Annotated in this window: 16 protein-coding genes, 1 tRNA gene and 2 pseudogenes; 9 read left to right on the top strand and 10 right to left on the bottom strand. The window is 70.4% G+C overall.

The genetic code is table 11. The annotated features are described in order from the left end of the window. Positions 1 to 77: 77 nt before the first annotated feature. Both ACQP09_RS32110 and ACQP09_RS32105 read left to right on the top strand, forming a co-directional pair. Positions 78 to 1,685: a sensor histidine kinase gene (locus ACQP09_RS32110; protein WP_433406062.1), complete on the top strand. Its 1,608-nt coding sequence runs from the start codon at positions 78 to 80 to the stop codon at positions 1,683 to 1,685. Beyond that, positions 1,682 to 2,887: a PP2C family protein-serine/threonine phosphatase gene (locus tag ACQP09_RS32105; protein ID WP_433406060.1), complete on the top strand. Its 1,206-nt coding sequence runs from the start codon at positions 1,682 to 1,684 to the stop codon at positions 2,885 to 2,887. The genes ACQP09_RS32110 and ACQP09_RS32105 overlap by 4 nt, the downstream gene beginning before the upstream one ends. A 539-nt stretch (positions 2,888 to 3,426) precedes the next feature. Here ACQP09_RS32105 and ACQP09_RS32100 read toward each other — a convergent pair. The 5 genes and pseudogenes from ACQP09_RS32100 to aztB all read right to left on the bottom strand — a co-directional run. After that, positions 3,427 to 3,951: pseudogene (locus tag ACQP09_RS32100) on the bottom strand (transposase); the annotation flags it as partial. Between the two features lie 120 nt (positions 3,952 to 4,071). Next, complete coding sequence (aztD, locus tag ACQP09_RS32095; RefSeq protein ID WP_433406059.1) at positions 4,072 to 5,277, bottom strand: zinc metallochaperone AztD; 1,206 nt, start codon at positions 5,275 to 5,277, stop codon at positions 4,072 to 4,074. Positions 5,278 to 5,364: 87 nt separating this feature from the next. Continuing rightward, a complete protein-coding gene (gene aztC / locus ACQP09_RS32090) occupies positions 5,365 to 6,327 on the bottom strand; it encodes a zinc ABC transporter substrate-binding protein AztC (protein ID WP_433406057.1) in 963 nt (320 codons plus the stop codon). Further along, positions 6,324 to 7,562 (bottom strand): hypothetical protein, encoded by a 1,239-nt coding sequence (locus tag ACQP09_RS32085; protein ID WP_433406055.1) that lies wholly within the window; start codon positions 7,560 to 7,562, stop codon positions 6,324 to 6,326. The genes aztC and ACQP09_RS32085 overlap by 4 nt, the downstream gene beginning before the upstream one ends. Before the next feature lie 25 nt (positions 7,563 to 7,587). Next, positions 7,588 to 8,469: a zinc ABC transporter permease AztB gene (gene aztB / locus ACQP09_RS32080; protein WP_433406053.1), complete on the bottom strand. Its 882-nt coding sequence runs from the start codon at positions 8,467 to 8,469 to the stop codon at positions 7,588 to 7,590. A gap of 14 nt (positions 8,470 to 8,483) precedes the next feature. On the opposite strand from aztB, the gene aztA reads away from it, so the two are divergent. Both aztA and ACQP09_RS32070 read left to right on the top strand, forming a co-directional pair. After that, complete coding sequence (gene aztA / locus ACQP09_RS32075) at positions 8,484 to 9,227, top strand: zinc ABC transporter ATP-binding protein AztA (RefSeq protein ID WP_433406051.1); 744 nt, start codon at positions 8,484 to 8,486, stop codon at positions 9,225 to 9,227. A gap of 537 nt (positions 9,228 to 9,764) precedes the next feature. Continuing rightward, positions 9,765 to 10,525, top strand: a pseudogene (locus ACQP09_RS32070) (tyrosine-type recombinase/integrase); the annotation flags it as partial. A 109-nt stretch (positions 10,526 to 10,634) separates the two neighbouring features. On the opposite strand, the gene ACQP09_RS32065 reads toward ACQP09_RS32070, so the two are convergent. Beyond that, a tRNA-Pro gene (locus tag ACQP09_RS32065) sits at positions 10,635 to 10,708 on the bottom strand. A gap of 127 nt (positions 10,709 to 10,835) precedes the next feature. Between ACQP09_RS32065 and ACQP09_RS32060 the strand changes: the two genes are divergently transcribed. Continuing rightward, complete coding sequence (locus ACQP09_RS32060) at positions 10,836 to 11,555, top strand: transketolase (RefSeq protein ID WP_433406050.1); 720 nt, start codon at positions 10,836 to 10,838, stop codon at positions 11,553 to 11,555. Between the two features lie 64 nt (positions 11,556 to 11,619). After that, entirely contained in the window at positions 11,620 to 12,546 is a 927-nt protein-coding gene (locus tag ACQP09_RS32055) for a transketolase family protein (RefSeq protein WP_433406048.1), read from the top strand. Between the two features lie 46 nt (positions 12,547 to 12,592). On the opposite strand, the gene ACQP09_RS32050 is transcribed toward ACQP09_RS32055, so the two are convergent. Beyond that, complete coding sequence (locus ACQP09_RS32050; protein WP_433406046.1) at positions 12,593 to 13,012, bottom strand: MmcQ/YjbR family DNA-binding protein; 420 nt, start codon at positions 13,010 to 13,012, stop codon at positions 12,593 to 12,595. A gap of 330 nt (positions 13,013 to 13,342) precedes the next feature. Here ACQP09_RS32050 and ACQP09_RS32045 point away from each other — a divergent pair, with 330 nt between their 5' ends. Continuing rightward, on the top strand, positions 13,343 to 16,840 hold the full coding sequence (locus ACQP09_RS32045) for a ThuA domain-containing protein (protein WP_433406044.1): 3,498 nt from the start codon (positions 13,343 to 13,345) through the stop codon (positions 16,838 to 16,840). A gap of 14 nt (positions 16,841 to 16,854) precedes the next feature. After that, positions 16,855 to 17,769 carry a sugar phosphate isomerase/epimerase family protein gene (locus tag ACQP09_RS32040; protein ID WP_433406042.1) on the top strand — a complete coding sequence of 305 codons (915 nt, stop codon included), beginning with the start codon at positions 16,855 to 16,857 and terminating at the stop codon, positions 17,767 to 17,769. Positions 17,770 to 17,873: 104 nt separating this feature from the next. Here ACQP09_RS32040 and ACQP09_RS32035 read toward each other — a convergent pair whose 3' ends face one another. After that, positions 17,874 to 18,827, bottom strand: a complete 954-nt coding sequence (locus ACQP09_RS32035) for an NAD-dependent epimerase/dehydratase family protein (protein WP_433406040.1) — start codon at positions 18,825 to 18,827, stop codon at positions 17,874 to 17,876. 169 nt (positions 18,828 to 18,996) lie between these two features. On the opposite strand from ACQP09_RS32035, the gene ACQP09_RS32030 reads away from it, so the two are divergent. Continuing rightward, positions 18,997 to 19,806 (top strand): TetR/AcrR family transcriptional regulator, encoded by an 810-nt coding sequence (locus ACQP09_RS32030; RefSeq protein WP_433406038.1) that lies wholly within the window; start codon positions 18,997 to 18,999, stop codon positions 19,804 to 19,806. Between the two features lie 68 nt (positions 19,807 to 19,874). Here ACQP09_RS32030 and ACQP09_RS32025 read toward each other — a convergent pair whose 3' ends face one another. Together ACQP09_RS32025 and ACQP09_RS32020 are read right to left on the bottom strand one after the other, a co-directional pair. After that, on the bottom strand, positions 19,875 to 20,702 hold the full coding sequence (locus ACQP09_RS32025; protein ID WP_433406036.1) for an ABC transporter ATP-binding protein: 828 nt from the start codon (positions 20,700 to 20,702) through the stop codon (positions 19,875 to 19,877). Continuing rightward, complete coding sequence (locus ACQP09_RS32020; protein ID WP_433406034.1) at positions 20,699 to 21,718, bottom strand: ABC transporter substrate-binding protein; 1,020 nt, start codon at positions 21,716 to 21,718, stop codon at positions 20,699 to 20,701. The genes ACQP09_RS32025 and ACQP09_RS32020 overlap by 4 nt, the downstream gene beginning before the upstream one ends. Between the last annotated feature and the right edge of the window lie 36 nt (positions 21,719 to 21,754).

Below are 21,754 nucleotides of genomic sequence, written 5' to 3'. Positions count from 1 at the left end.
AACATGCGTTGTCGGTTGGGTTTAGAGTGTGCTGGCCGCACTCCACCAGGCGGCTTCCCGGCGAGGAGCGCTACAGGATGACCGGCGACATACAGCAACCGCGCGGACGAAGACTGTCCTCATGGACGACCCGGCGCTGGCTTCGCGTGGGGGTCGGCGCCTCCCTGGTCGTGCTGACACTGCTGGGGCTGACGGGGGCCTGGGTGATGGGGCGAAGCCGGGCCATCAGCAACCACCTCACCGACGTACGGTCGCCCTCCCTCTCCACCGCGTTCCGCCTGGAAACAGCTCTGGTCAACCAGGAGACCGGCATCCGCGGCTACGGCCTGACCGGTACGGAGGAGTTCCTGGCCCCCTACCGCCAGGGACTCGCCGACCAGAAGGCGCACACCCGGTCGCTCAGGGAGCTGCTCCACGGTGACACCGCCCGGCTGAACGACCTGACATCGGTCGAGAAGGCGGTGGACAGGTGGCAGGAGGAGGTCGCCGAGCCCGTTGCCGCCACACCGGCCGGAACACCTTCCCCGCAGGAGGCGGAGCGGCTGGCCAACGGCAAAGCGGCCTTCGACGCGGTTCGTGCGGCCCTGGAGAACCAGCAGGAGAGGCTGCGTGCGGACCGCGCTCAGGCCCGGGCGGACCTGCAGTCCACGGTCACCCTGCGGAACTGGGTGTTCAGCGCTATCGCGCTGCTCATCGTCGCCCTCGCCGCCCTCGTCTTCGAAGGGCTGCGCCGTGGCATCAACCGGCCCCTGGACCAGCTGGGCGCCGACGCCCGCATCATCTCCGCAGGCGACTTCGACCATCCCATCACCCCGACCGGCCCGGCCGACCTGCGGCGCCTGAGCGGTGAGATCGAATCCATGCGCCAACGCCTCGTACGGGAGCTGGCGTTCACCGAGGAGGCGCGGCTGCGGCTGGACGCGCAGGCTGCGGATCTCCAGCGTTCCAACGCCGAGCTGGAGCAGTTCGCGTACGTGGCCTCCCACGACCTCCAGGAACCGCTGCGCAAGGTGTCCAGCTTCACCCAGCTCCTGCAGCGCCGCTACGGAGGGCAGCTCGACGAGCGGGCCGACCAGTACATCGACTTCGCCGTCGACGGGGCGAACCGCATGCAGACCCTCATCAGCGACCTGCTCAACTTCTCCCGCGTCGGCAGGGTCCACAACGCCCACCAGAACATCGACCTGAACAGGACGCTCAAGGAGTCTCTGTCGGCGCTGAGCGTGGCCGTCGAGGAGACCGGTGCGACGATCACGCACGATCCCCTGCCCGACCTGGTCGCCGATCCCAGCCAGATGGCCATGCTCTGGCAGAACCTGATCGGTAACGCCGTCAAGTTCCACCGCCCCGACGAAACCCCCAAGATTCACATCACGGCGGCTCAGGAGGCCGGGCTGTGGCGGTTCACCGTCACCGACAACGGCATCGGGATCCCTCCCGAGTACGCCGAAAAGATATTCGTCATCTTCCAGCGGCTGCACACCAAGGACACCTACAGCGGCAGCGGCATCGGACTGGCGATGTGCAAGAAGATCGTCGAGTTCCACGGCGGCACCATCACCATCGACCCGGACTACCGCGACGGTGCTCGTATCGTCTTCACCCTGGCACCCAAACCACCGCAGATCCCCGGACCGTCGGCCACACCGGAGGACTCGCGTACCGAGGCGGAGCAGGCACGATGACCACCTCCGGAGAACATCTTCCGGGCGCGCCCTCAGGTCTGCAGCCTTACCGCATCCTCCTCATCGAGGACGACCTGGGCGATGCCCTGCTGGTCGAGGAACTCCTCCACGACACAGGTCTCCCCTTCGAGCTGACCACCCGCACCACCCTCGCCCAGGCGCGCACCGAACTGGCCACCAGCCAGGCTGACTGCATCCTCCTCGACCTGCACCTGCCGGACGTGTCGGGCATCGACGCCCTCACCGCCGTACGAGCCCTGGCCCCGAACACCGCCGTGATCGTCCTCACCGGCCTCTCCGAGGCCCAGGCGGGCACCGAAGCGATGGCCGCCGGCGCCCAGGACTACCTCGTCAAAGGCAAGGTCGACCCCGACCTCCTGCACCGCACGCTGCGCTACGCCGTCCACCGCAGCGAGACCGAACGTACCAACGCCGAGGCCCAGGCAGCCCGGCAGCGCGCGGAAGAAAACGCCCGCCTGGAACGCGGCCTCCTCCCGCAGCCCATCCTCGACACCTCCTCGGTGCGAGTGACCTCCCGATACCTGCCCGGATCCGAACTGGCCCTGCTCGGCGGCGACTTCCTCGACGTCGTCGAATGCGACGACGACGTGCTCCACGCGGTCGTCGGCGACGTCAGCGGCCACGGCCCCGACGCCGCCGCCCTCGGCGTCTGCCTGCGCATCGCCTGGCGCTCCCTCGTCCTCGGCGGACACGACGCCGAGGACCTGCTCCACCTGATGGAACGCATCCTGATCGCCGAGCGAAGCAGCCACTCCCTGTTCGCAACCTGCACCCTCCTCAAGCTGGACCAGCGCGCCGGCACCGTCACCCTTCACCTCGCCGGCCACCACGAGCCGCTCCTGACCACAGCGGACGGCACCCACGAGGTGACCGCAGCGCACGGGGTAGCGCTCGGGATCGTCCCCGGGCGCCGCTCCTGGCCCTCCACCACCGTCACCCTCCCGGCCGCCGGAGCCCTGACCCTCTACACCGATGGCCTCACCGAAGGCCACAGCGGCGCGGACAACGACCGCCTCGGCGTCGAAGGACTCCTCACACTGATCGAGACCCTCCCCCCGGCAGACCCAGCCGTCCACGTCGACCAGCTCATCCAGGAAACCCACCGGCTGAACGCCGGGCGCCACTCCGACGACCTGGCCGTCCTCCGCCTCGACTGGGGCGACTCGCCCACCCACCCCTGACGAAAGCTTTGGTCTGTTCGCAGTCGGACTGCTCGATCCAGGTGGCGGCTCCACCCAGGGCCCGGTCTCGTCCGACGCCCCGACGGGCAGGTCGGCCCTGACCTGCTGGTGTCGTACCCGCGTACGGCAAATAGGCTGCGCCTGTATGCGGCTGCCGGCGGACCGGGGTTCGGGTCAACAGTTTCGGGGCTCGGTCGGTGAGGTGCCGATTCAATTCGTACGGGCTCAGAGCCGCGCGGGCGGTGAGCTGCTCACGTCCTTGCTCGGCGATCATCCTGCTGACGGCCGCGCGCAGGACTCCGGCTCCCGGTCGCCGGAACGAGCTCGGCGGGACGAGGCCGCCTCGGTACGGCGGGAGCTCTGTCGAGGACGCCGTTCACGGATCTGGCGCCACGTGGGGAGCACCGGCGCCACCCGTCGATGTGGCGAAGAGCGCGCCGGTCTCTCACGCCGTCTGGCGAGTACCGTTCCCACAACTTTCGGTAGCAACCGGACCGTGGTCCACACCACAGACAGGCCCCAGGCGCTTCCGCTCCGACGTCGTAGCCGGCGTCCATGACGATCAGGATCTCGGGATCGCCGTCCGTCCACTGCCCGGCATCGATCAGCCGCTCGACGAGCTGGCGTGCCTGCCTGGCGGTGACGCCGGCGGCGTCGTGACCCGGCGCCGGACGTAGTGCGTCCAGCGGCGCGGTCCAGGAATTGCGGCCCGTCTCAAGTGCGCGGATCACCGAGTAGGGCCAGCTGGGAACGGGAATGTGCTGGTCCTTGCCCCGCCCGTCGGTGTGGCACAGGATCCGCAGCGGTGAGGTGTGAGCGCTGGGCCGCAGCCGGCAGGTGAGGTCGGCGGCCAGGACCAGCCGGCCGTCCGCCGCCCGCGGCAGGGGCGCCGTGGCCAGGGCCCGTCGCGGCCGGGCCACATCTCCCCTTCCCGTGGACAGGGCGTCGTGGAGCCCGCCGTGTTCGCGACGGTGTTCACCGACCAGCGACAGGTCCACCAGCGACCGAACCGGCCCGTCCGCACACAACGCCGCGTCCGCGAGTTCGAACAGCGCGTCCGCACGCCTGAACCTCGGCTGGCCTCCGCGCCCAGGAGCGCCGACGACGGCAACGCCTGCCGGAACACGAATCCGGCAGGCGCTGCGCTGCCCCAGGGCACCGAGGAGAAAGGGGAACGGGACAGGTCAATGGCCGGCGACCGCGCCGGACAGTTCGTTGGTGCCCTTCGGCAGGGTGATGGATGCCAGCTTCTTCCCCGATTCCAGTTCGATGGAGTGGAGTTGGCGCTTGCCCGGGTCGGAGACGTACGCCGTGTGGTCACGGACGAACAGGGTGGGCCTGGGCTGCTGCCAGTCCAGGGGTTCGGTCCAGTCGCCGACCGCTTCGATCTTCTTCTCGACCTTGCCGGTCTCCGGGTCGATGACGTGGAGGATGCCGTTGGTGCCGAGCACGAGGGCTTCGCCGTGCGGGCCGCGGGCGAGTGAGCGGAAGGAGTAGCTGGTGCCGAGGTCGACCAGCTTCATCTTCGCCGTACGGGTGTCGATCAGGGATATGCGGGTGGGGCGTTCCAGTTCGGCGTCGGGGTCGGTCTTGTAGTCGCCGAGGAGAATCGGGGAGACATCGCTGCCGGCCTGGTTGCCGGTACGGGCGTAATCGCCGGGGGCGTCGACCTTGGTGAACTCGCCGTCTTTGTAGAGCAGGACGCCGTCCTCGCAGCCGAAGCCGACCACCTCGCCCTGGGCGGCTGCCTCGCCGTGCACTCCGGGGCAGTTCTCGGCGCGTGCGATCTCCTTGTTGTCCTTGTCCAGGACAAGGGCTCCGGTGCGCTTCTCCTCGGTGCCCAGGGTGGTGACGAGTTCTCCGCCGGCCAGTTCGATGGCGACACCGTGATGGGGCTTCGCGGACGTGTAGGTGCGGCTCTCCGGCTTCTTCCCGTCGGACAGGGCGGCGGGGTCGAAGACGTTCACCTCGCCGGTGCCGTCGGTGAACAGGACCGTCTTGCCGCCGTGCCGGACGACGTGCCCTGGCTTGGTGCCCTTGAACTCGGCGGCGGTGAACTCCTGCCGGGTGGCGTCGAACACGCGGAAGCCGGAGTCCGTGGAGACGACGACGTGGTCCTTGTCGCCCGCCGGGTTGACCCGGTTGAAGCCGGGCAGTTCGATCGTCTTCGCGAGCTTCAGGGTCTCGCCGTCGAGGACGTACAGTCCCCCGTCGTACGAGGCGACGATCGGGTTCCCGACCGCCGCGGCCTCGCCGCTCCTCTGCTCCATGGCCTCTCCGCCGGAAGGGGTGTCGTCGTTGCCGTTACCGCCGCAGGCAGTCAGCGCCATCGACACCGCCACGGCCACGGCCGTGCCCGTGAACACTCTGGCGCGGGTGGGCTTGTTCATGATCGGTCTTTCCTCTCCGGCCCTCAGGCGCGGGTTTGCGGGGTGGAGCGGCCGGCGGTCCAAGTGCCGTACCGCGGGGAAGCTCGTTCAGTCGCCGGTGAGGCCCTCGGCCATGGCCGAGGTGTTGGCGCGCATCATTTCCAGGTAGGTGCCGGCGCCCTTGCCCTTCTCGGTCAGCGACTCGGAGTAGAGCGAGACGACGTCCACGTCGCCGCCCATCTCCTGGCGCAGGACCTCGGCGAGCCGGGTGGGCTGGGAGGAGTCGGCGAAGACGGTGCGCACCTTGGCCTTCTTCATGGCCTGGGTGAGAGAGCGCAGGTCGGAGGAGCTGGGCGAGGCGAGCGTGGTTCCGCTGGGGATGACCGCGCCGATGACGCGGAAGCCGAAGCGGTCGGCGAGGTAGCCGAAGACGTGGTGGTTGGTCACCAGGGCACGCCGGTTCTCGGGGATGGCGGCGAAGGACTTCTCCATCCACCCGGTGAGGTCGGCGAGTTGTCCGTCGTACCGCTCGGCGTTCTCCCGGACCTTCTTCTCGTCGACGCCCTCCACATGCTCGGCGACCTGGTCGGCGATCAGACCGGCGGCCTCGCGTACACGGTCGGGGTCGGTCCAGAAGTGCGGATCGGGCTTGCCGGCGTCCTCTTCCGGGCCGCCGTCCTGTCCGGCATGGAAGGTGAGGGGGTCGGCCGCCTTACCTGCGGCGAAGGTGGCCACTCCGGACTCGCGGGCCGCCTCCACGTGCCGCAACACGTTCTCCTCCAGTCCGAGCCCGTTGTAGACGACCAGGTCCGCGTTCTCCAACTCCGCGGCCTGCACGGCCGAGAGGCCGAAGGAGTGCGGGTCGGCGTTGGGCTTCATCAGGACACTGACGTCGGCCTCGCCCCCGACGATCTCCCGGGTGATGTCGCCGAGGATGTTGGTGGTCACCACGACCCGGGGCCGTTCGTCTCCGCCGCCCGCGCAGCCGGTAGCCGCACCGGCGATGACGAGGAAGCCGACCAGGGAGGCCAGCAGGGCACGCATCCGTGGAGCGCCCATGCGCGCGCTCATCGGCCCGTCTCCACCATCAGGGAGGGCCGTACGTCGACGTCGAACGTACGGGCCACGCGGAGATCGTCGTTGTAGTCGATCTCGTACACGCGCCTGCCCTCGGGGTCGTTGAGGTAGGCGCGGCTGCGGTCCACCTCGATCACCGGGGCCGCGCCGCCGCCCGCACCGGCTTGGGGCAGTTCCTTCAGCAGGGGATCGGTCGCGCCGGTCTCCTTGCCGGTGGGTATGTCGTAGCCGTGCAGGGCCCCGTCGCTCTCCAGGACGACCAGCGGCGAGCCTTCGCCGGCCGTGTTGGCGGCGACCACGGGGCCGGTCTTCACCCGGGTCCAGGCGCCTTCGCCGACATCCAGGACCCAGACGGCGTCCTTACCGGCGGGTGCTGTGAGGGTGCTGCTGCCCGGGCGGTGCCGGAACTCCTCGGCCCGCTCGGCCTTCGGTACGTCCTCGCCGTACGGGATCTTCTCGGCCGTGAAGGTGCCGTCGTCTTCGTGGACGAGCAGGGCGCCGTCGGCGCAGCCGAGAACGACCCCGCGCCGGGTGACCGCGTCACCTCGGGGCTCCTCGCACTCGGCCTCCGGAGCGGCGACGGGCTTGCCGGAACGGTCGAGCACGGCGACCTTCGCCGGAGCCGCGCTCTCGGCGGTGAGTGTCACCAGGTGTTCCGCGTACGGCACGACGGCGCCGGCGAACGTGCCGGGCAGCGGGGACGGCTTGCCCGAGGCGCCCTTCTCCAGGTCTGCCCGGCGATACACGCCCGCCTTCCCGTCCACCGACGTGGCCACGGTCACGCCCGCGTCGCTGCGGACGGTCGTACCGGTGCCGCCAGGCAGATCGCCGACCTCCTGGATCTTCGCGCGGTAGTAGTGGACGTGGTCGCCGTGGTCGACCATCCACGCACCGCTGTCGAGCACCCTTATGCCGTCCGGGCCGTGGAAGTAGCCGAAGCGGCCGTCCGTGGTGAGTGCGGTGGCACCAGGTCTGCGGGCGATGTCGTGCATCGTGCCGGTGATGAGGTCCAGCACTCGGGTCTCGCCGCTTCCGGGGTCGCCGAGCAGAAGTCTGGACTGCTGCTCGGCCGCCTCGGTGGCGCCTTCGACGTAGCCGTGCGGAGTGGCGGACGGAGTGGAGTTCTTGGAACCGGACTTGGCCTCGTCCCCGGCCCCGCATCCGGCGGTCAGGAGGATCACGGCCGCCAGGGCCGGAGCCAGCGATGTGACGTTTTTTCGGACGAGCAAGGAAATCGCCTCAGGTTTCTCTCGGTCAGGGCGTGAGGGAGATCGCGGCCGGGGCGATCGCCGGTTCGGGAGGACCGGCACGGCGCGCAACGCGGCGGTACCGAAGTCCGGATGCGAGGTGGGACAGGAAGAAGAGACCGACGGCGAGGGCCGAGACGGTCGCTCCGGCCGCAGTGCTCAGATGCCAGGACAGGAGCAGGCCGCCGAAGGTGGCGGCGGCACCGAGGAGCGCCGCGAGGGCCATGACGCCGCTGACGCTGCGCGCCCAGGGCAGGGCGGCCGCGGGCGGGGCGATGAGCAGACCGAGGACGAGCAGCGTTCCCACGATGTGGAAGGAGGCCACGATGGCCAGTGCCAGCAGGCCGAGCAGCACGGCATGGGCGAGCCGGGGACGCAGCCCGAGCGTCCGGGCCTTGCGCTCGTCGAACGCGAGGGCCAGGAAAGCCCGGTAGCCGAACACCGAGACGGCCAGCGCCAGTAGCAGGGCTACTCCAAGAAGCAGCAGATCGCTCTCCCGCACGGCGAGGACGTCTCCGAACAGAAAGCCGGTGAGGTCCACCGCGAAGGACTGCGAGCGCGACACGATGATGACGCCGAGCGACAGCATGCCCACGAACAGCAGGCCGATGCCGGTGTCTTGGGACAGTCGTGGAGTCCGGCCGAGGGCCGTGACGCCCGCCGCCATCACGGCCGCGCTCACCACCGCCCCCACCAGCAGATTGCCTCCGAGCAGCGAAGCGACCGCGACGCCGGGCAGCAGCCCGTGCGACATGGCGTCACCGAGGAAGGCCATCCCGCGGAGCACCACCCACGTTCCCGCGAGGGCGCATATCGCCGACACCAGGATCCCGGCCCATAGGGCCCTCTGCACAAAGGCCACCTCGAAAGGGGCCGTCAACCACTCCATACGAGGACCCTACAATGACAACCATGTTCAATAACAACCCCCCGTTCTCGCCGGACGTCGAACCGCGGAATGATCGCGTCCGATTCCAGCAACTGAGCGCCGGCTACCCCGGCCGCCCCGTACTCCACCAACTCAGCGCCGAGATACCGTCTTTGGCCATGACCGCCCTGGTCGGACCCAACGGAAGCGGCAAGTCGACGCTGCTGGGCGTCCTGGCCGGAGTGATCGCCGCCACATCCGGAGAACTGCTGTACGCAGAGGGCTCCCCGCCGGCTTTCGTCCCGCAGCGCGGTGCCGTCGGCGACACGCTTCCCCTCACGGCGCGGCAGACGGTGGAGATGAGCCGCTGGGGACAGCGGGGCCTGTGGCGGCGGTTGACCCGCACGGACCGGAGCGCGGTCGACTCCGCCATGGAGAGGCTGGGGGTCGCCGACCTCGGCACCCGCCAGCTCGGCGAACTGTCGGGCGGTCAGCGTCAGCGCGTCCTGATCGCGCAGGGCCTCGCCCAGCAGTCCGACCTGCTCCTCCTGGACGAGCCGACCACCGGGCTCGACCCCGAGGCGCGGGAGCGGATCACGGCCCTGCTGACGGACCTGGTCGCCGACGGCACCACCGTCGTCCAGGCCACCCACGACCTGGAGGCCGCCCGCTCGGCCGACGCCTGCCTGCTCCTGGCCGACGGTCGACTGGTCGGGCAGGGATCCCCGGACGAGGTACTCACCCCGGAGGCGCTGGCCCGGATCTGGCAGCCGGCGTGAAGCATCCGCGCAGGGCCGGGAGGCGCGCTCCGGCCGACTTCAGGAGGCTCGGTGCGACCGTCCGGCGGCCCCCACCCGCTGAGCTTCAGTACGCCCTGCACAGCCCACATGGCCTTGAAAGAGCGCATGGCCCCCGTGGGAGCCCTCCGGGACTTCTCCGGGATTTTCGGCTGCATCGAGAGGCACGAGCATGAAATAGCCGAAAGGCCATTTCCGCAGGTCAGCGGCTAGTTGTCGATCGTTCGTGCAGCTCAGCCGAGCGACTGGCCTCTTCCGGGACATCCGACCTGCGCGATCCGGCGGGCCTCGAAATGGGCGTCACCAGCTCTCAGCGTCACATCGTCGCTCGCAGCCTTGACGCCACGTGACGCGCCCAATGCACACCTGACACCCCATCAGAACGAGCGTCACGAGCGCCATTTCAGCGTCAAGATGTCGCCCGTAACACCCGCACCGCACATGACGCGCACGCGTAAAACCGCAGGTCAGGAGTCCTTCGCGACCGGTTCAAGGATCGCGACGCGCTCCACGTGGTGCGTCATGGAGCAGGCGGTGCGCGACGGCATCATCAAGGTGAACCCCGCCCGGGTGACTGGTTGGCAGAAGCTCTACAAGCAAGCCGAGGATGAACTCCTCGACCCACGCGCGCTCGCCCTGCCCGACTGGGAAACACTCGTCGCACTGGCCGACGCGCTCGTGGCCGCCTCCCGCGACGAGTACGCGGCTGGGGAGACGTGGCCATCTTCGCCGGGTGCACCGCCGCACGGATCGGGGAGATCTCCGGCTGCCGCGTCGGAGACATCGGCACCACCCAGTGGATCTGGACCGTTCGCCGTCAGACCACACCCGCCCCCGGCGGGCTGACCGACCAGGGCACCAAGGGCAAGCGGGCCCGCAAGGTGCCCATCGCCGAGGAGATCCGCCCCCTCGTCGCGCAACGCATCCTGTCCGCCGGCCTCAATCCAGACGCCCGCCTGCTCACGGGCCCGCGAGGCGGGCGCATCTCCACCGCCGTCCTGCGCGACGCCACACACTGGGACGACGTGGTCACCAAGCTCGGCTACGAGCATCTGCGCCGCCACGACCTCCGGCACACCGCGCTGACCTGGTTCGCCGACGCCGGAGTCCCGGTACACGTGCTCCGCAGGATCGCCGGCCACGGTTCGCTGACCACCACCCAGCGCTACCTGCGCCCGGACGTCCGCAAGATCACGGCAGCCGGGGCGGCGCTCTCGGCCCACTTCAGCGCGGTGCGCGCACCACGCTCACTGCCGGGCCCAGTCGTCATGACCCGCTGACCCGGTCAGGGACGCCGGACCTCCGGCTGGTCCCCAACTGGCCCCAAAAATGATCAAAGGCCGGTTTCGGATTGCTCCGAAACCGGCCCTGATCTGCGACTGTCTCCAGTCGGGACGACAGGATTTGAACCTGCGACCCCTTGACCCCCAGTCAAGTGCGCTACCAAGCTGCGCCACGTCCCGATGCCCGTCTGACCTGGGGTTTCCCCCTGGCCGAACGCGCATGAGAACAATACCGCACTTGCACAGGTGGTCACGAACCCGATTCCCGCTTGACCTCAACCTTGGTTGAGGGTGAACGCTCGGCGGCATGACGAACACGACCGCCGCCCCCGTACGCGGGCTCCGCGACCTCCCCGATTTCGCAGACGTCAGCCGCCTGATCGCCCTCATGACCGGCGCCGAGAAGCACGCCCCCGCCGCGCATTCCACGACGGACGCGCTCTGGGTGCTCTACAACAGGGTGCTGCGCGTGACACCGGCCACCGTCGACGATCCCGGGCGCGACCGCTTCCTCCTCTCCAAGGGGCACGGCCCCATGGCGTACTACGCCGTTCTGGCGGCTCACGGGTTCTTCGACGAGGAGGTGCTGCGCGGCTTCGGAACGTACGCATCGCCGCTCGGCCACCATCCGGACCGGCTGCTCGTCCCGGGTGCGGAGATCGGCAGCGGCTCGCTCGGGCACGGCCTGCCGCTGGCCGTCGGGACCGTCCTCGGGCTGCGGGCCCAGGGGCTCACCGATCCGCGGGTCTGGGTGCTGGTCGGCGATGCCGAGCTGGACGAGGGCAGCAACCACGAGGCCATCGCCCACGCCGGTCCGGCCGGGCTGGAGCAGCTGCACACGCTGGTGATCGACAACGCCTCCGCCACGCACGGCTGGCCCGGTGGTATCGCCTCCCGGTTCGCGGCCGCCGGATGGTCGGCGGCGACGGTGGACGGCCGCGACCACGAAGCCCTGTACGCGGCGTTCACCGCACCCCACCCCGGCCGGCCCCGCGCCGTGGTCGCCCGGGTCGAACCCAAGAGCTGACCCCGCCCCCGTAACCCCCGCTCAAGCCGGTCCCCGACCGGCGCATCCTCCGGAGGACCCCTTCATGGACACCATGCGTGACCGCTTCATCGCCACCGCCTCACAGCTCCTGGCCGAAAAGCCCCGGCTGGCCGTCGTGCTCGCCGACATCAGCGCCGACGGCTTCGCCGCGGCCCGGCGGGCCCACCCGGACCGGGTGATCAACGTCGGGATCAGGGAGCAGCTGCTGATCGGAGCCGGTGCGGGGATGGCGCTGACCGGGATGCGGCCGATCGTGCACACCTTCGCCAGCTTCCTGGTGGAGCGGCCGTTCGAGCAGGTCAAGCTGGACTTCGGACACCAGGGAGTGGGCGGGATCCTGGTCAGCGCCGGGGGCTCGTACGACTGGCCCGCCGGCGGCTTCACCCATATGGCGCCGGGCGATGTGGCGCTGCTGGACACGCTGGAGGGCTGGACTGTCCAGGTGCCGGGCCACCCCGACGAGGCCGAGGCGCTGCTGCGGGCCGCGGTGGACGGCGATGACCGGGTGTACGTACGCCTCTCCCTCCAGGCGAACCGGGCCGCACGGCCGGTCGGCGGCTCCGGCGGGTTCTCCGTCGTACGCGAAGGGCGGCGCGGGACCGTCGTCGCGGTCGGCCCGATGCTCGACAATGTCCTCGGGGCGACCGAAGGACTGGACGTGAGCGTGCTGTACGCGACGACCGTGCGGCCGTTCGACGCGGCGGGGCTGCGCCGCGCCGTCGGGGCGGGTCCGGGCGCCGATGCGGGTGCGAGGCGGAGCGCCGATGTGGTGATCGTGGAGCCCTATCTGGCCGGCACCTCGACGGCCGCCGCGAACGAGGCGCTCATGGAGCTGCCCCACCGCGTCCTCGGCCTCGGCGTGGGCCGCGCCGAGCTGCGCCGGTACGGGCAGATGGACGAGCACCTGGAGGCGCACGGGCTCGACGCACGGGGCCTGCGCGAGCGGATCACCGGGTTTCTGCGGGGCTGAGGCAGGCGGCCACCGGAGGCCGGAGGCGCGGCGGAACCCAGCCCCCTCACCCCTCCCCCGACTCCCCCGACTCCCTCGGCCCCTCCAGCTCCGGGTGCGCCGCCAGCAGTCGGCGCGGGGCGACCTGGCGCCAGGCGTCGGTGAGGATGGCGGCGAGCTCCTCGGCGTCCTCCAGCGCGGCCAGCCGGACCCGTAGCCAGGCGTAATGATCGTCGTGCCCCTCCTTCAGGAAGAACTTCTCCGGCTCGGTGGCGATCAGCTCCGCGCGGTCCTCCTTGGGGCACTTCACCCCCATCGCCGTGTCGTCATCGCCCCACGAGGCGAAGATCTTGCCCGCCACCCGGAAGGTGGGCTGCCCCCAGGCGAGCTTCTCGCCGGTGTCGGGCAGCGAGAGCGCGGCCGAGCGCACATCGGCGGCGGTGAGAGGGGTGGTGGCGCTGTCGCTCCTGGGTTCTTCGGCCGTCATCCCGCATCTCCGATCGGTCGAATCCCGGCGGCCCTTGCCGGGATTCGACCGTAACGCGCGGGACCGACATCCACCCCCGGACCGACACCCGACCCCGGCCTGGCATCCCCCGGACCGACACCCGGCCCCGAACCCACAGCCGGCCCCGGCCTGGCATCCACCCCCCGACCGCCCCGCACCGCACGCCGCAACTCACCCGCTTCGCACCCGAACCGGCAGGCGCCGCAGACCCATTGACCCCGTCGGAGCCGTGAACCTACCCTGAACGGCGTACTTCAGAAAGCGCTTTCTACACCCCACAGTCGGCATCTACCGCACAGGGAGCGCCCCATGAGACGCCGTTCGTCACGCCGGGCCGGCCGCGTCGGCCGTTCGCCCGGTGGCCCATCCCCCCTCATCGCCCTCACCTCGCTCCTGGCCCTGGTCCTCGCCCTGCTGGTGGCGGCGCCACCGCAGGCGCAGGCCGCCCCATATCGGGTGCTCGTCTACTCCGAGGTCACCAACTTCACCCACGACTCCATTCCGGCCGGGATCGAGGCGGTGAAGAAGCTCGGGGCCGAGCACGGCTTCGAGGTGGAGGCCACCGAGGACTCCGCCGTCTTCAACGACACCGATCTCGGCCGCTTCCAGGCCGTCGTCTTCAACAACACCAACTCCACCCCGGAGAAAGGTGACTTGCTGACCGCCGGCGAACGGGCCGCGCTCCAGCGGTTCATCCGCGCGGGCGGCGGCTGGGTGGGCGTGCACGCCGCGTCCGCCAGTGAGCGGGACTGGGACTGGTACGAGGGCCTGGTCGGCGCGATCTTCGACCAGCACCCGGAGGTGCAGACGGGCCGGGTCAAGGTGCTGGACCACGCCCACCCGTCCACCGAGCATCTGCCGGACCTCTGGGAGCGGACGGAGGAGTGGTACAACTGGCGCACCAACCCGACCTCCAAGGTGCACACGCTCGCGCAGATCAAGGTGCGGGACGGGGTCACCGGACTCGACGAGGGCGTGGACCACCCGTTCTCCTGGTGCCAGAACTACGACGGCGGGCGCTCCTGGTTCACCGCGGGCGGGCACGACAAGGCGGCCTTCCAGGAGGAGGCCTTCGTCCAGCATCTGCTCGGCGGCATCCAGTGGGCGGCGGGCGCGGCGGAGGGCGACTGCACGGCGACGCGCACCGGTTCCTTCCAGCGTACGGCGCTCGCGACGAGCGACCTGGCCGACCCGTTCGAGCTGGCGATCGCCCCGGACCGCCGGGTGTTCTTCGCCCAGCGGACCGGGAAGCTGAAGGTGATCGACCAGGAGACCATGAAGGTGTCGACCGCGCTGGACTTCGCGTACACGCCGGAGATGACCAGCCAGTCCGACGGGCTGCTCGGCCTGACCCTGGACCCCGGGTTCGCGGAGAACAACTGGCTCTATCTGCTCTACTCCGACAAGGTCGAGAAGCGGCTCAACCTGTCGCGCTTCACCGCGGACGGCAACACCGTCGATCCCGCGTCCGAGAAGCGGCTGCTGACCGTTCCGACGCTGCGCGGTGAGGGTCGGGCCAACTCGCACATGGCCGGTTCGCTCACCTTCGACAAGGACGGCAACCTGTACGCGGCGACCGGTGACAACACCGACCCGTTCGCCTCGGACGGCTTCACGCCGATCGACGAGGGCGAGGGCCGGCGCGCCTGGGACGCGCAGATGACCGCGGGCAACACGAACGACCTGCGGGGCAAGATCCTGCGGATCACACCGCAGGACGACGGGACGTACACCGTGCCCGAGGGCAACCTCTTCGCGCCGGGTACGGAGAAGACCCTGCCCGAGATCTACGCGATGGGCATGCGCAATCCGTTCCGCATCACCACCGACCCCGGCAGCGGGGCGCTGATGGTCGCGGACTACGGTCCCGACGCGCGGGCCGCGGTGGCGGACCGGGGGCCGGAGGGGACCGTCGAGTACACCCGTATCACGGAGGCGGGAAACTTCGGGTGGCCGTACTGCATCGGGAACAACACCCCTTTCAACGACTACGACTTCGCGGCGAAGAAGTCCGGGCCGAAGTTCGACTGTGCGGCACCGGTCAACGACTCGCCGAACAACACCGGCCTGCGTGAACTGCCGCCCGCCCAGCCCGCCACGGTCTGGTACGCGTACTCCGCGTCGGCGGAGTTCCCGGAGGTCGGCACCGGGGGCGGCGGCCCGATGGGCGGCCCGGTCTACGACTACGACCCGGACAACACCTATCGGACGAAGTTCCCCGCGTACTTCGAAGGCAAGGCGTTCAACTACGAGTTGACCCGGCGGTGGTTCAAGACGTTCTCGTTCCAGAGCGAGGACCAGACCTTCACCGATCCGCGCTTCGACCCGGTGAAGGCGGGCGATCTCCACTCCATCAACGGCATCTTCGAGGACATGGAGTGGAACCAGCCCTTCGACGCCGACTTCGGTCCCGACGGGGCGCTGTACGTCATCGACTTCGGACTCGGCAGCGGTACCGGACGCGGCGGCAGCAACGAGGGTGCGGGCATCTACCGGATCGACTACGTCGGTGACGGCCGGCTGCCCGACGCCAAGCTCTCCGTCGACCGGGACAGCGGTCCGGCGCCGCTGACCGTGGAGTTCTCCAGCGAGGGCTCCGGACTTCCCGGTGGCCAACCAGTCACCTATGCCTGGGACTTCGACGGGGACGGCACCACCGACTCGACCGAGGCCGACCCCTCGCACACCTACACCGCCAAGGGGCTCCACACGGCCCGGCTGACCGTCACCGGACCCGACGAGCTGACGGCACTGGCGGTGCAGGACATCACCGTCGGCAACACCCGGCCCGAGGTGACCATCCAACAGCCGCCGGACGGCGGGATGTTCGGCTTCGGTGACACCATCCCCTTCACGGTGGAGGTGAGTGACGAGGAGGACGGGCAGAGCGGTCCGATCGACTGCTCGCGGGTCGTGGTGCAGTCACAGCTCGGCCATGACACCCATCTGCATCCGCTGGACAACTACACCGGCTGCACGGGCGAGATCGTCACGGATGCCGGGGACAGCCACGGGCCGGGACAGAACCTCTACTACGGGATCACCGCCCAGTACCAGGACAAGGGCGCACCGGACGCTCCCGCGCTGACCGGCTCCACCTCACTGACCCTGCGCACCTCCCACCGCGAGGCCGAGCACTTCATCGCGACCGGTGGCCGCAACGGCGGTGCGGAGGTGGGGAGTCGGGGAGACGCTTCCGGCGGGAAGCGGCTCATCGAGATCGAGGACGGCGACTGGGTCACCTTCGATCCGGTGAACCTGAAGGGTGTCGACTCCGTGACGGTCGGCGCGTCGTCGGGCGGGCTCGGTGGCACGGTGGAGTTCCGATCCGGTTCCCCGACCGGCGAGTTGCTCGGTTCGGTGACCGTGCCGGGCACCGGCGGCTGGGAGAAGCTGATCTCGCCGACGACGGAGCTCAAGGACCCGGGCTCCACGACCACGCTGTACGCCGTCTTCACCAACCCGGAGTGGAGCGCCGGCAAGGCCGACCTGCTCTCGGTCGACTGGCTGCACTTCAACGGGCCGGGCGTGGAGAAGGCGGGTGGTACGGAGGTGACGGTCACGGCCGAACCGGCTTCCGGCACAGCGCCGTTGACCGTCGCGCTGAGCAGCACGGTCGAGCCGGCGGAGGGCCGGACGATCGCCTCGTACCACTGGGACTTCGGCGACAACGTGAAGCCGACCGGACCCGAGGGCGCGACGGCGACGCACCGCTACGACCGCAAGGGCGCTTACACCGCGCATCTGACGGTCACCGACGACAAGGGCGACACGACCACCGGTGCCGTGCGCATCGACGTGAAGTGAGGGGCGGAGAGCGCGTGAACAGCACACGAAGAGCCTTTCTCCGTAAGGGAGTCGGTACGGCACTCGGTACGGCCGCCGTCGTCGCCACCGGCATCGGCGCGGCACCGGCCTCGGCATCCGCATCGGCCTCGGCATCGGGCTCGGCCTCGGCGGCCGGGCGGCGGCGAGGCTGCCGGCGCATTCCGCCGTCCGGGATCGGGATGCACCTGTACACGATGCGGACACCGCTCGCGGCGGACTTCGCGGGGACTCTGGAGCAGCTCGCCGAGATCGGCTACGCCACGGTCGGGGTCAGCGGCCGGCACGGCAACTCCCCTTCCGCGATACGGCAGATGCTGGACCAAGTGCGACTGAAGGCCGTCCTGGAACACGTCGGCTACGACATCGTGACCGGCTCCGGGCTGCCGCAGGCGCTGGAGGACGTCCATACGCTCGGCGGCCGGTGGATCGTGGTGCCGAGCCTGCCGGGGTCGCTGCACTCACCGGCCGGATACCGGGAGGTGGCACGGCAGTTCAACCGGGCGGGGCTCGCCGCCCGGGAGTCCGGGCTGAAGCTGCTGTACCACAACCACGGCGGCGACCATGAGGTGGTGGACGGGGTCAGCCTGTACGACATCCTGCTCGACGAGACCGATCCGGAGCTGGTCGGGTTCGAGCTGGATGTGTACTGGGCGGCCAAGGGCGGCTCCTCCGCACCCGGCGAGCTGTTCGTCCGGCATCCCGGGCGGTTCCCGGCGCTCCATGTGAAGGACATGGCGCCGAACGGGGACTTCGCGGACGTCGGGTCGGGGGTGCTGGACTTCCCGGAGATGTTCGACACCGCGCGGCAGGGCGGGGTGCGGCAGTGGCTGGTGGAGCATGACGCGCCGGCCGACCCGTTCGCCTCGGCGCGGGCGAGCTACCGGTATCTGTCGCGGCTGCGCTACTGACGGCCGCCGAGCGGCGGCAGGTCTGCGCTTCGACCGGCCGCCGGGCGGTGGTGGCTGTCGTCCGGTCCCGGGTGTGCGGTTCCGCGCCCGGGGCCGGGGCGCGTTCAGCGCTGTGCGGCGGCGAGGAGGTCCTCGTACCAGGCGAGGGTGGCGTCGATGGCCGCCTCCAGCGGGGTCGGAGTGAGCCCGAAAGCCTTCTCGATGGCCGAGGAGTCGACGATCTGCGGTTCGGTGTGCTGGTAGAATATCTCCGCGTACTCCGCCATGAAGGTCGCGTCGAAGGGACCGAAGGGGCGGGGCTCGGGGATCACGGTCAGCTCCAGCGGGCGGCCGATGCGCTCTTCGACGAGCGCGAGGACCTGGCGGGTGGTGCGCGCGGGCGCGGTGGGCAGGTGCCAGACCCGGCCGTCGCCCTCCGGGCGCTCCCCGAGCGTGGCGAGCCCGGTGGCCACATCCGCGATGTACGTGTAGCTGTGCGGCAGGTCGATGTCGCCGAGAGCCGGCACCGGCTGCCCGGTGAGAGCGGCGGGAAAGACGGCGCCGCCGAGCGTGGAGTTGAGGACCCCGGGGCCCACGAAGTCGGCGGAGCGCCCGAGGACGACGGGCAGCCGGCCCTCGCGGTGGGCGGCGAGGTAGCGGGCGTCCAGCTCGGCGCGCATACGGCCCTTGCGGGTGGTGGCGTTCCACGGGGAGTCCTCGGTCATGACCGCGCCGCGCGTCTCGCCGTACGGGTAGAGCGTGTCCAGGACGACGAGCCGGGCGCCCTCCCGCTCGGCCGCGCCGAGGACCGCCTCCTGGATCTTCGGCATGACCTCCACCTGGAGGTGGTAGCCCACGTTGACGCAGTGGTGGACGACGGCGGCGCCGGCCACGGCCGCGCGGGCCCCGTCGGTGGTGGCCACATCGGCGGCGTACCGCTCGACCCCTTCGATCGCCGGGCCGCCGCCCGACCGGTCGACGAGCCGGACCGGATGGCCCCGGCGGACCAGCTCCACGGCCAGGGCCGTACCGGCGGGTCCGGAGCCGAGGACGGTGTGCAGAGCGGGTGCGGTGGTCATGGTGTGCCCCTTCGGGATGGGTCCGTGTCCGTCCGGGCCGCGCTGTCGGCACGCCACCAGAACGGCTCATCACTTCTGTTAGAGACCATAACTCTCACGACAGCTCATAGCAATAGCGCTTGTTAGACTCTGTAACAGGAGTGAGCTCGGCCGGCGAGAGGGGACCGCGATGGAACGGACCCAGCAGGGACCACGCGCCCGGTACCGGGAGCAGACCCGCACGGAGATCAAGGACCTGGCGCTGCGGCAGCTGGCGGAAGGCGGCGGCACCTCCCTCGCCCTGACCCGGATCGCCAAGGAGATGGGCCTCTCGGGACCGGCCCTCTACCGCTACTTCGGCGGCCGGGACGACCTGCTCAACGCGCTGATCCGGGACGCGTACGACGATGCCGCCGCCGCGATGGCCCGGGCGGCGGCCCGCTCGGCGAAAGGCTCCCGGGGCGCCCGCGCACGGCTGCACGACCTGGCCGGGGCATACCGCGCCTGGGCCATCGCCCAGCCCCACCGGTATGTGCTGATCCAGGGCGACCCGGTGCCCGGCTATGTGGCCCCGGCCGACACGCTGGAACGGGCCCGCGCGGTGCTGGGCCCCTTCCTGCCGCTCTTCGCCGCCGGAAACCCCGGCCCGGCGGTGGCCGCCACGGTGGACGAGATGACCGCCTGGCTCGCGGCGGACGCGACGGTCGGGGCGTGGGTGGCGCGGTACGTCCCGGAGGTGGGCGACGCTCTGGACGCGTCGTCCGGGGAGGCCCTGTCCGCGTCAGCCCGGGAGGCCCCGGACGCGTCGGCCGGCGAGGGCACGGCAGCCGCAGAGGCTCGGGCCGCGTCGGCGCTGGCGGGTGCGGTGCTGGCCTGGACCCAGCTGCACGGCTCGGTGAGCCTGGAGCTGGCCGGCCAGTTCGCCGGGATGGCGCACCGGGGCAGCACGTTGCTGGGCGCCCACATGGATCTGCTGGCGGACGCCTTCGGGCTGGAGTGAGCGAGGAGCCGGGCCGCCTCCGGGGGGAGCCGAGCGCACCCCCGTACGACAATCGCCCCCCACCCCCTTCAGTCCTCCCCCGACACCGCCCCCAGCAGGTCCCGGATGCGGGCCGCGGCGGCACGGAACTCCGGGCGGCCCAGCGTCTCGCTGTAGTCGCGCTCGGCGGGCAGCCCGACCTCGATGATCTCCGTGACGGTGCCGGGCCGCGGGCTCATCACCACCACCCGGTCCGCCAGATAGACGGCCTCCGAGATCGAGTGGGTGACCAGCAGCACCGTGGTGCCGGTGGACCGCCAGATCCGGTTCAGCTCGGTGTTCATCTGCTCGCGGGTCAGGGCGTCGAGCGCGCCGAACGGCTCGTCCATCAGCAGGACCGGCGGTTCGTGGAGCAACGCCCGGCAGAGCGCGACCCGTTGCTGCATTCCGCCGGAGAGTTCGTGCGGGTAGGCGTCCTCGAACCCGGTCAGGCCGGTCATCCGGATCAGCTCGTCCGCCCGTCCGCGCGCCCGGGCCGCCTCCATCCGGCGGATCTCGGCCTGGAGCAGGATGTTGCGCAGCGCGGAGCGCCACTCCAGCAGGGCCGCGCGCTGGAAGACGTAACCGATGTCGTGGCGTGGCCCGTTCACCCGTTCGCCGCCGAGCAGCACCTCGCCCGAGGAGGCCGTGAGCAGCCCCGCGACCAGCTTGAGGAGCGTGGACTTGCCGCAGCCGGACGGGCCCACGATGGCGACGAACTCTCCCGGCGCCACCTTCAGCGAGACATCGCTCAATGCCGTGACATCACGCTTCTTGCTGCGGAACCGGACCGCCACATCGTCCAGTTGGACCGCTGCTGCGCCAAATCCCTTCGACGGCAGAGCCGCTGCCGTCGCCCTCCCCTTCGGCATCGTCATCCCTTCAACGCCGTCTTCGTGTCCCAGTAGTCGCCGACAGCCTTCGGTGAGGCGACCATCCCCGCCTCGGCGAACACGTCGATGGTCTGCTGCCAGTCGGCCTCGGTGTTGACGCCGGGCGCCTTGCCCTCGGTCGACTCCGTGTGCAGCAGGGTGAGCGTCGTGGCGAACTGCTCCGACAGGACGGCCTTCGGCGGAAGTTGCTCGGACGCACCCTCCATCGCGGCCACCGCCGGCCCCGGCTCCTTCGCCGCCTCCGCCCACGCCTCGCTGACCGCCCGCACCATGCGCTGGGCCAACTCCGGCTTCGCGGCGAGGATCTTCTGACCGGCGAGGAGACCGTTGGAGTAGAAGTTCAGGCCGTGTTCGGAGAACCGGAGGTAGGAGACCGGCTTCTTCGCCTTGTCCTGCATGGTGGGCCCCTGGTCACTGGCGTACCCGAGCAGCCCGTCGGTCTTGCCCGAGATCACGGCGGCGATCTTGCCCGCCGGGTCGGTGTTCTGGACCTTGACGTCCGACTCGCCGATGCCGTTCTTCTTCAGGAAGATCGGGAAGGTCTTGGAGAGCGCGTCCCCGGCCGTCCCGGCGATCGTGCGGCCCTTCAGGTCCCCGGGCGCGGCGATGCCCTTCGCGTCGAAGGACTGCACGGAGGCGGGCGTGGTCTGGAGGAAGACGCCGAGGCTCTTCACCTTGACGCCCTGGTCCACGCCCGCGAGCAGCGCAGGCGTGTCCGCCCAGCCGAAGTCCGTCTGTCCGGCGGCCGTTGCCTGGACGGTCTTCTGCGAGCCCTGGCCCGCGCGGACGTCCAGGTCGATGCCGTGCTTCTCGAAGATCTTCTGCTGCTTTCCGTAGTAGAACGGCGCGTGTTCGCCGTACGGATACCAGTTGAGCGTCAGCGTGACCCGGTCCAGCTTCTTGCCGGAATCGCTGGTGGTGGTCGACGCGTCGTTGCCGCCGCAGGCGGTCGCCACCAGGACGAGGGGTACGGCACCGATCAGGAGTCTGCGCGCGTGCATGGGCTGGCCCTTCTCGCAACGGGACGGTGGCTTACG

The sequence above is a fragment of the Streptomyces sp. CA-146814 genome (genome assembly GCF_050942385.1).
In the GTDB taxonomy this organism is placed as follows: domain Bacteria; phylum Actinomycetota; class Actinomycetes; order Streptomycetales; family Streptomycetaceae; genus Streptomyces.
The sequence above is the reverse complement of the archived record's forward strand: the minus strand, read 5'-3'. Positions and strand labels throughout refer to the sequence as shown.

Coding starts and splice junctions, on each gene's coding strand:
- aztD (WP_433406059.1), bottom strand. CDS start 5,277: ATGAACAAGCCCACCCGCGCCAGAGTGTTCACGGGCACGGCCGTGGCC.
- aztC (WP_433406057.1), bottom strand. CDS start 6,327: ATGAGCGCGCGCATGGGCGCTCCACGGATGCGTGCCCTGCTGGCCTCC.
- ACQP09_RS32020 (WP_433406034.1), bottom strand. CDS start 21,718: ATGCACGCGCGCAGACTCCTGATCGGTGCCGTACCCCTCGTCCTGGTG.
- aztA (WP_433406051.1), top strand. CDS start 8,484: ATGACAACCATGTTCAATAACAACCCCCCGTTCTCGCCGGACGTCGAA.
- aztB (WP_433406053.1), bottom strand. CDS start 8,469: ATGGAGTGGTTGACGGCCCCTTTCGAGGTGGCCTTTGTGCAGAGGGCC.
- ACQP09_RS32030 (WP_433406038.1), top strand. CDS start 18,997: ATGGAACGGACCCAGCAGGGACCACGCGCCCGGTACCGGGAGCAGACC.
- ACQP09_RS32060 (WP_433406050.1), top strand. CDS start 10,836: ATGACGAACACGACCGCCGCCCCCGTACGCGGGCTCCGCGACCTCCCC.
- ACQP09_RS32045 (WP_433406044.1), top strand. CDS start 13,343: ATGAGACGCCGTTCGTCACGCCGGGCCGGCCGCGTCGGCCGTTCGCCC.
- ACQP09_RS32050 (WP_433406046.1), bottom strand. CDS start 13,012: ATGACGGCCGAAGAACCCAGGAGCGACAGCGCCACCACCCCTCTCACC.
- ACQP09_RS32035 (WP_433406040.1), bottom strand. CDS start 18,827: ATGACCACCGCACCCGCTCTGCACACCGTCCTCGGCTCCGGACCCGCC.
- ACQP09_RS32105 (WP_433406060.1), top strand. CDS start 1,682: ATGACCACCTCCGGAGAACATCTTCCGGGCGCGCCCTCAGGTCTGCAG.
- ACQP09_RS32025 (WP_433406036.1), bottom strand. CDS start 20,702: ATGACGATGCCGAAGGGGAGGGCGACGGCAGCGGCTCTGCCGTCGAAG.
- ACQP09_RS32055 (WP_433406048.1), top strand. CDS start 11,620: ATGGACACCATGCGTGACCGCTTCATCGCCACCGCCTCACAGCTCCTG.
- ACQP09_RS32110 (WP_433406062.1), top strand. CDS start 78: ATGACCGGCGACATACAGCAACCGCGCGGACGAAGACTGTCCTCATGG.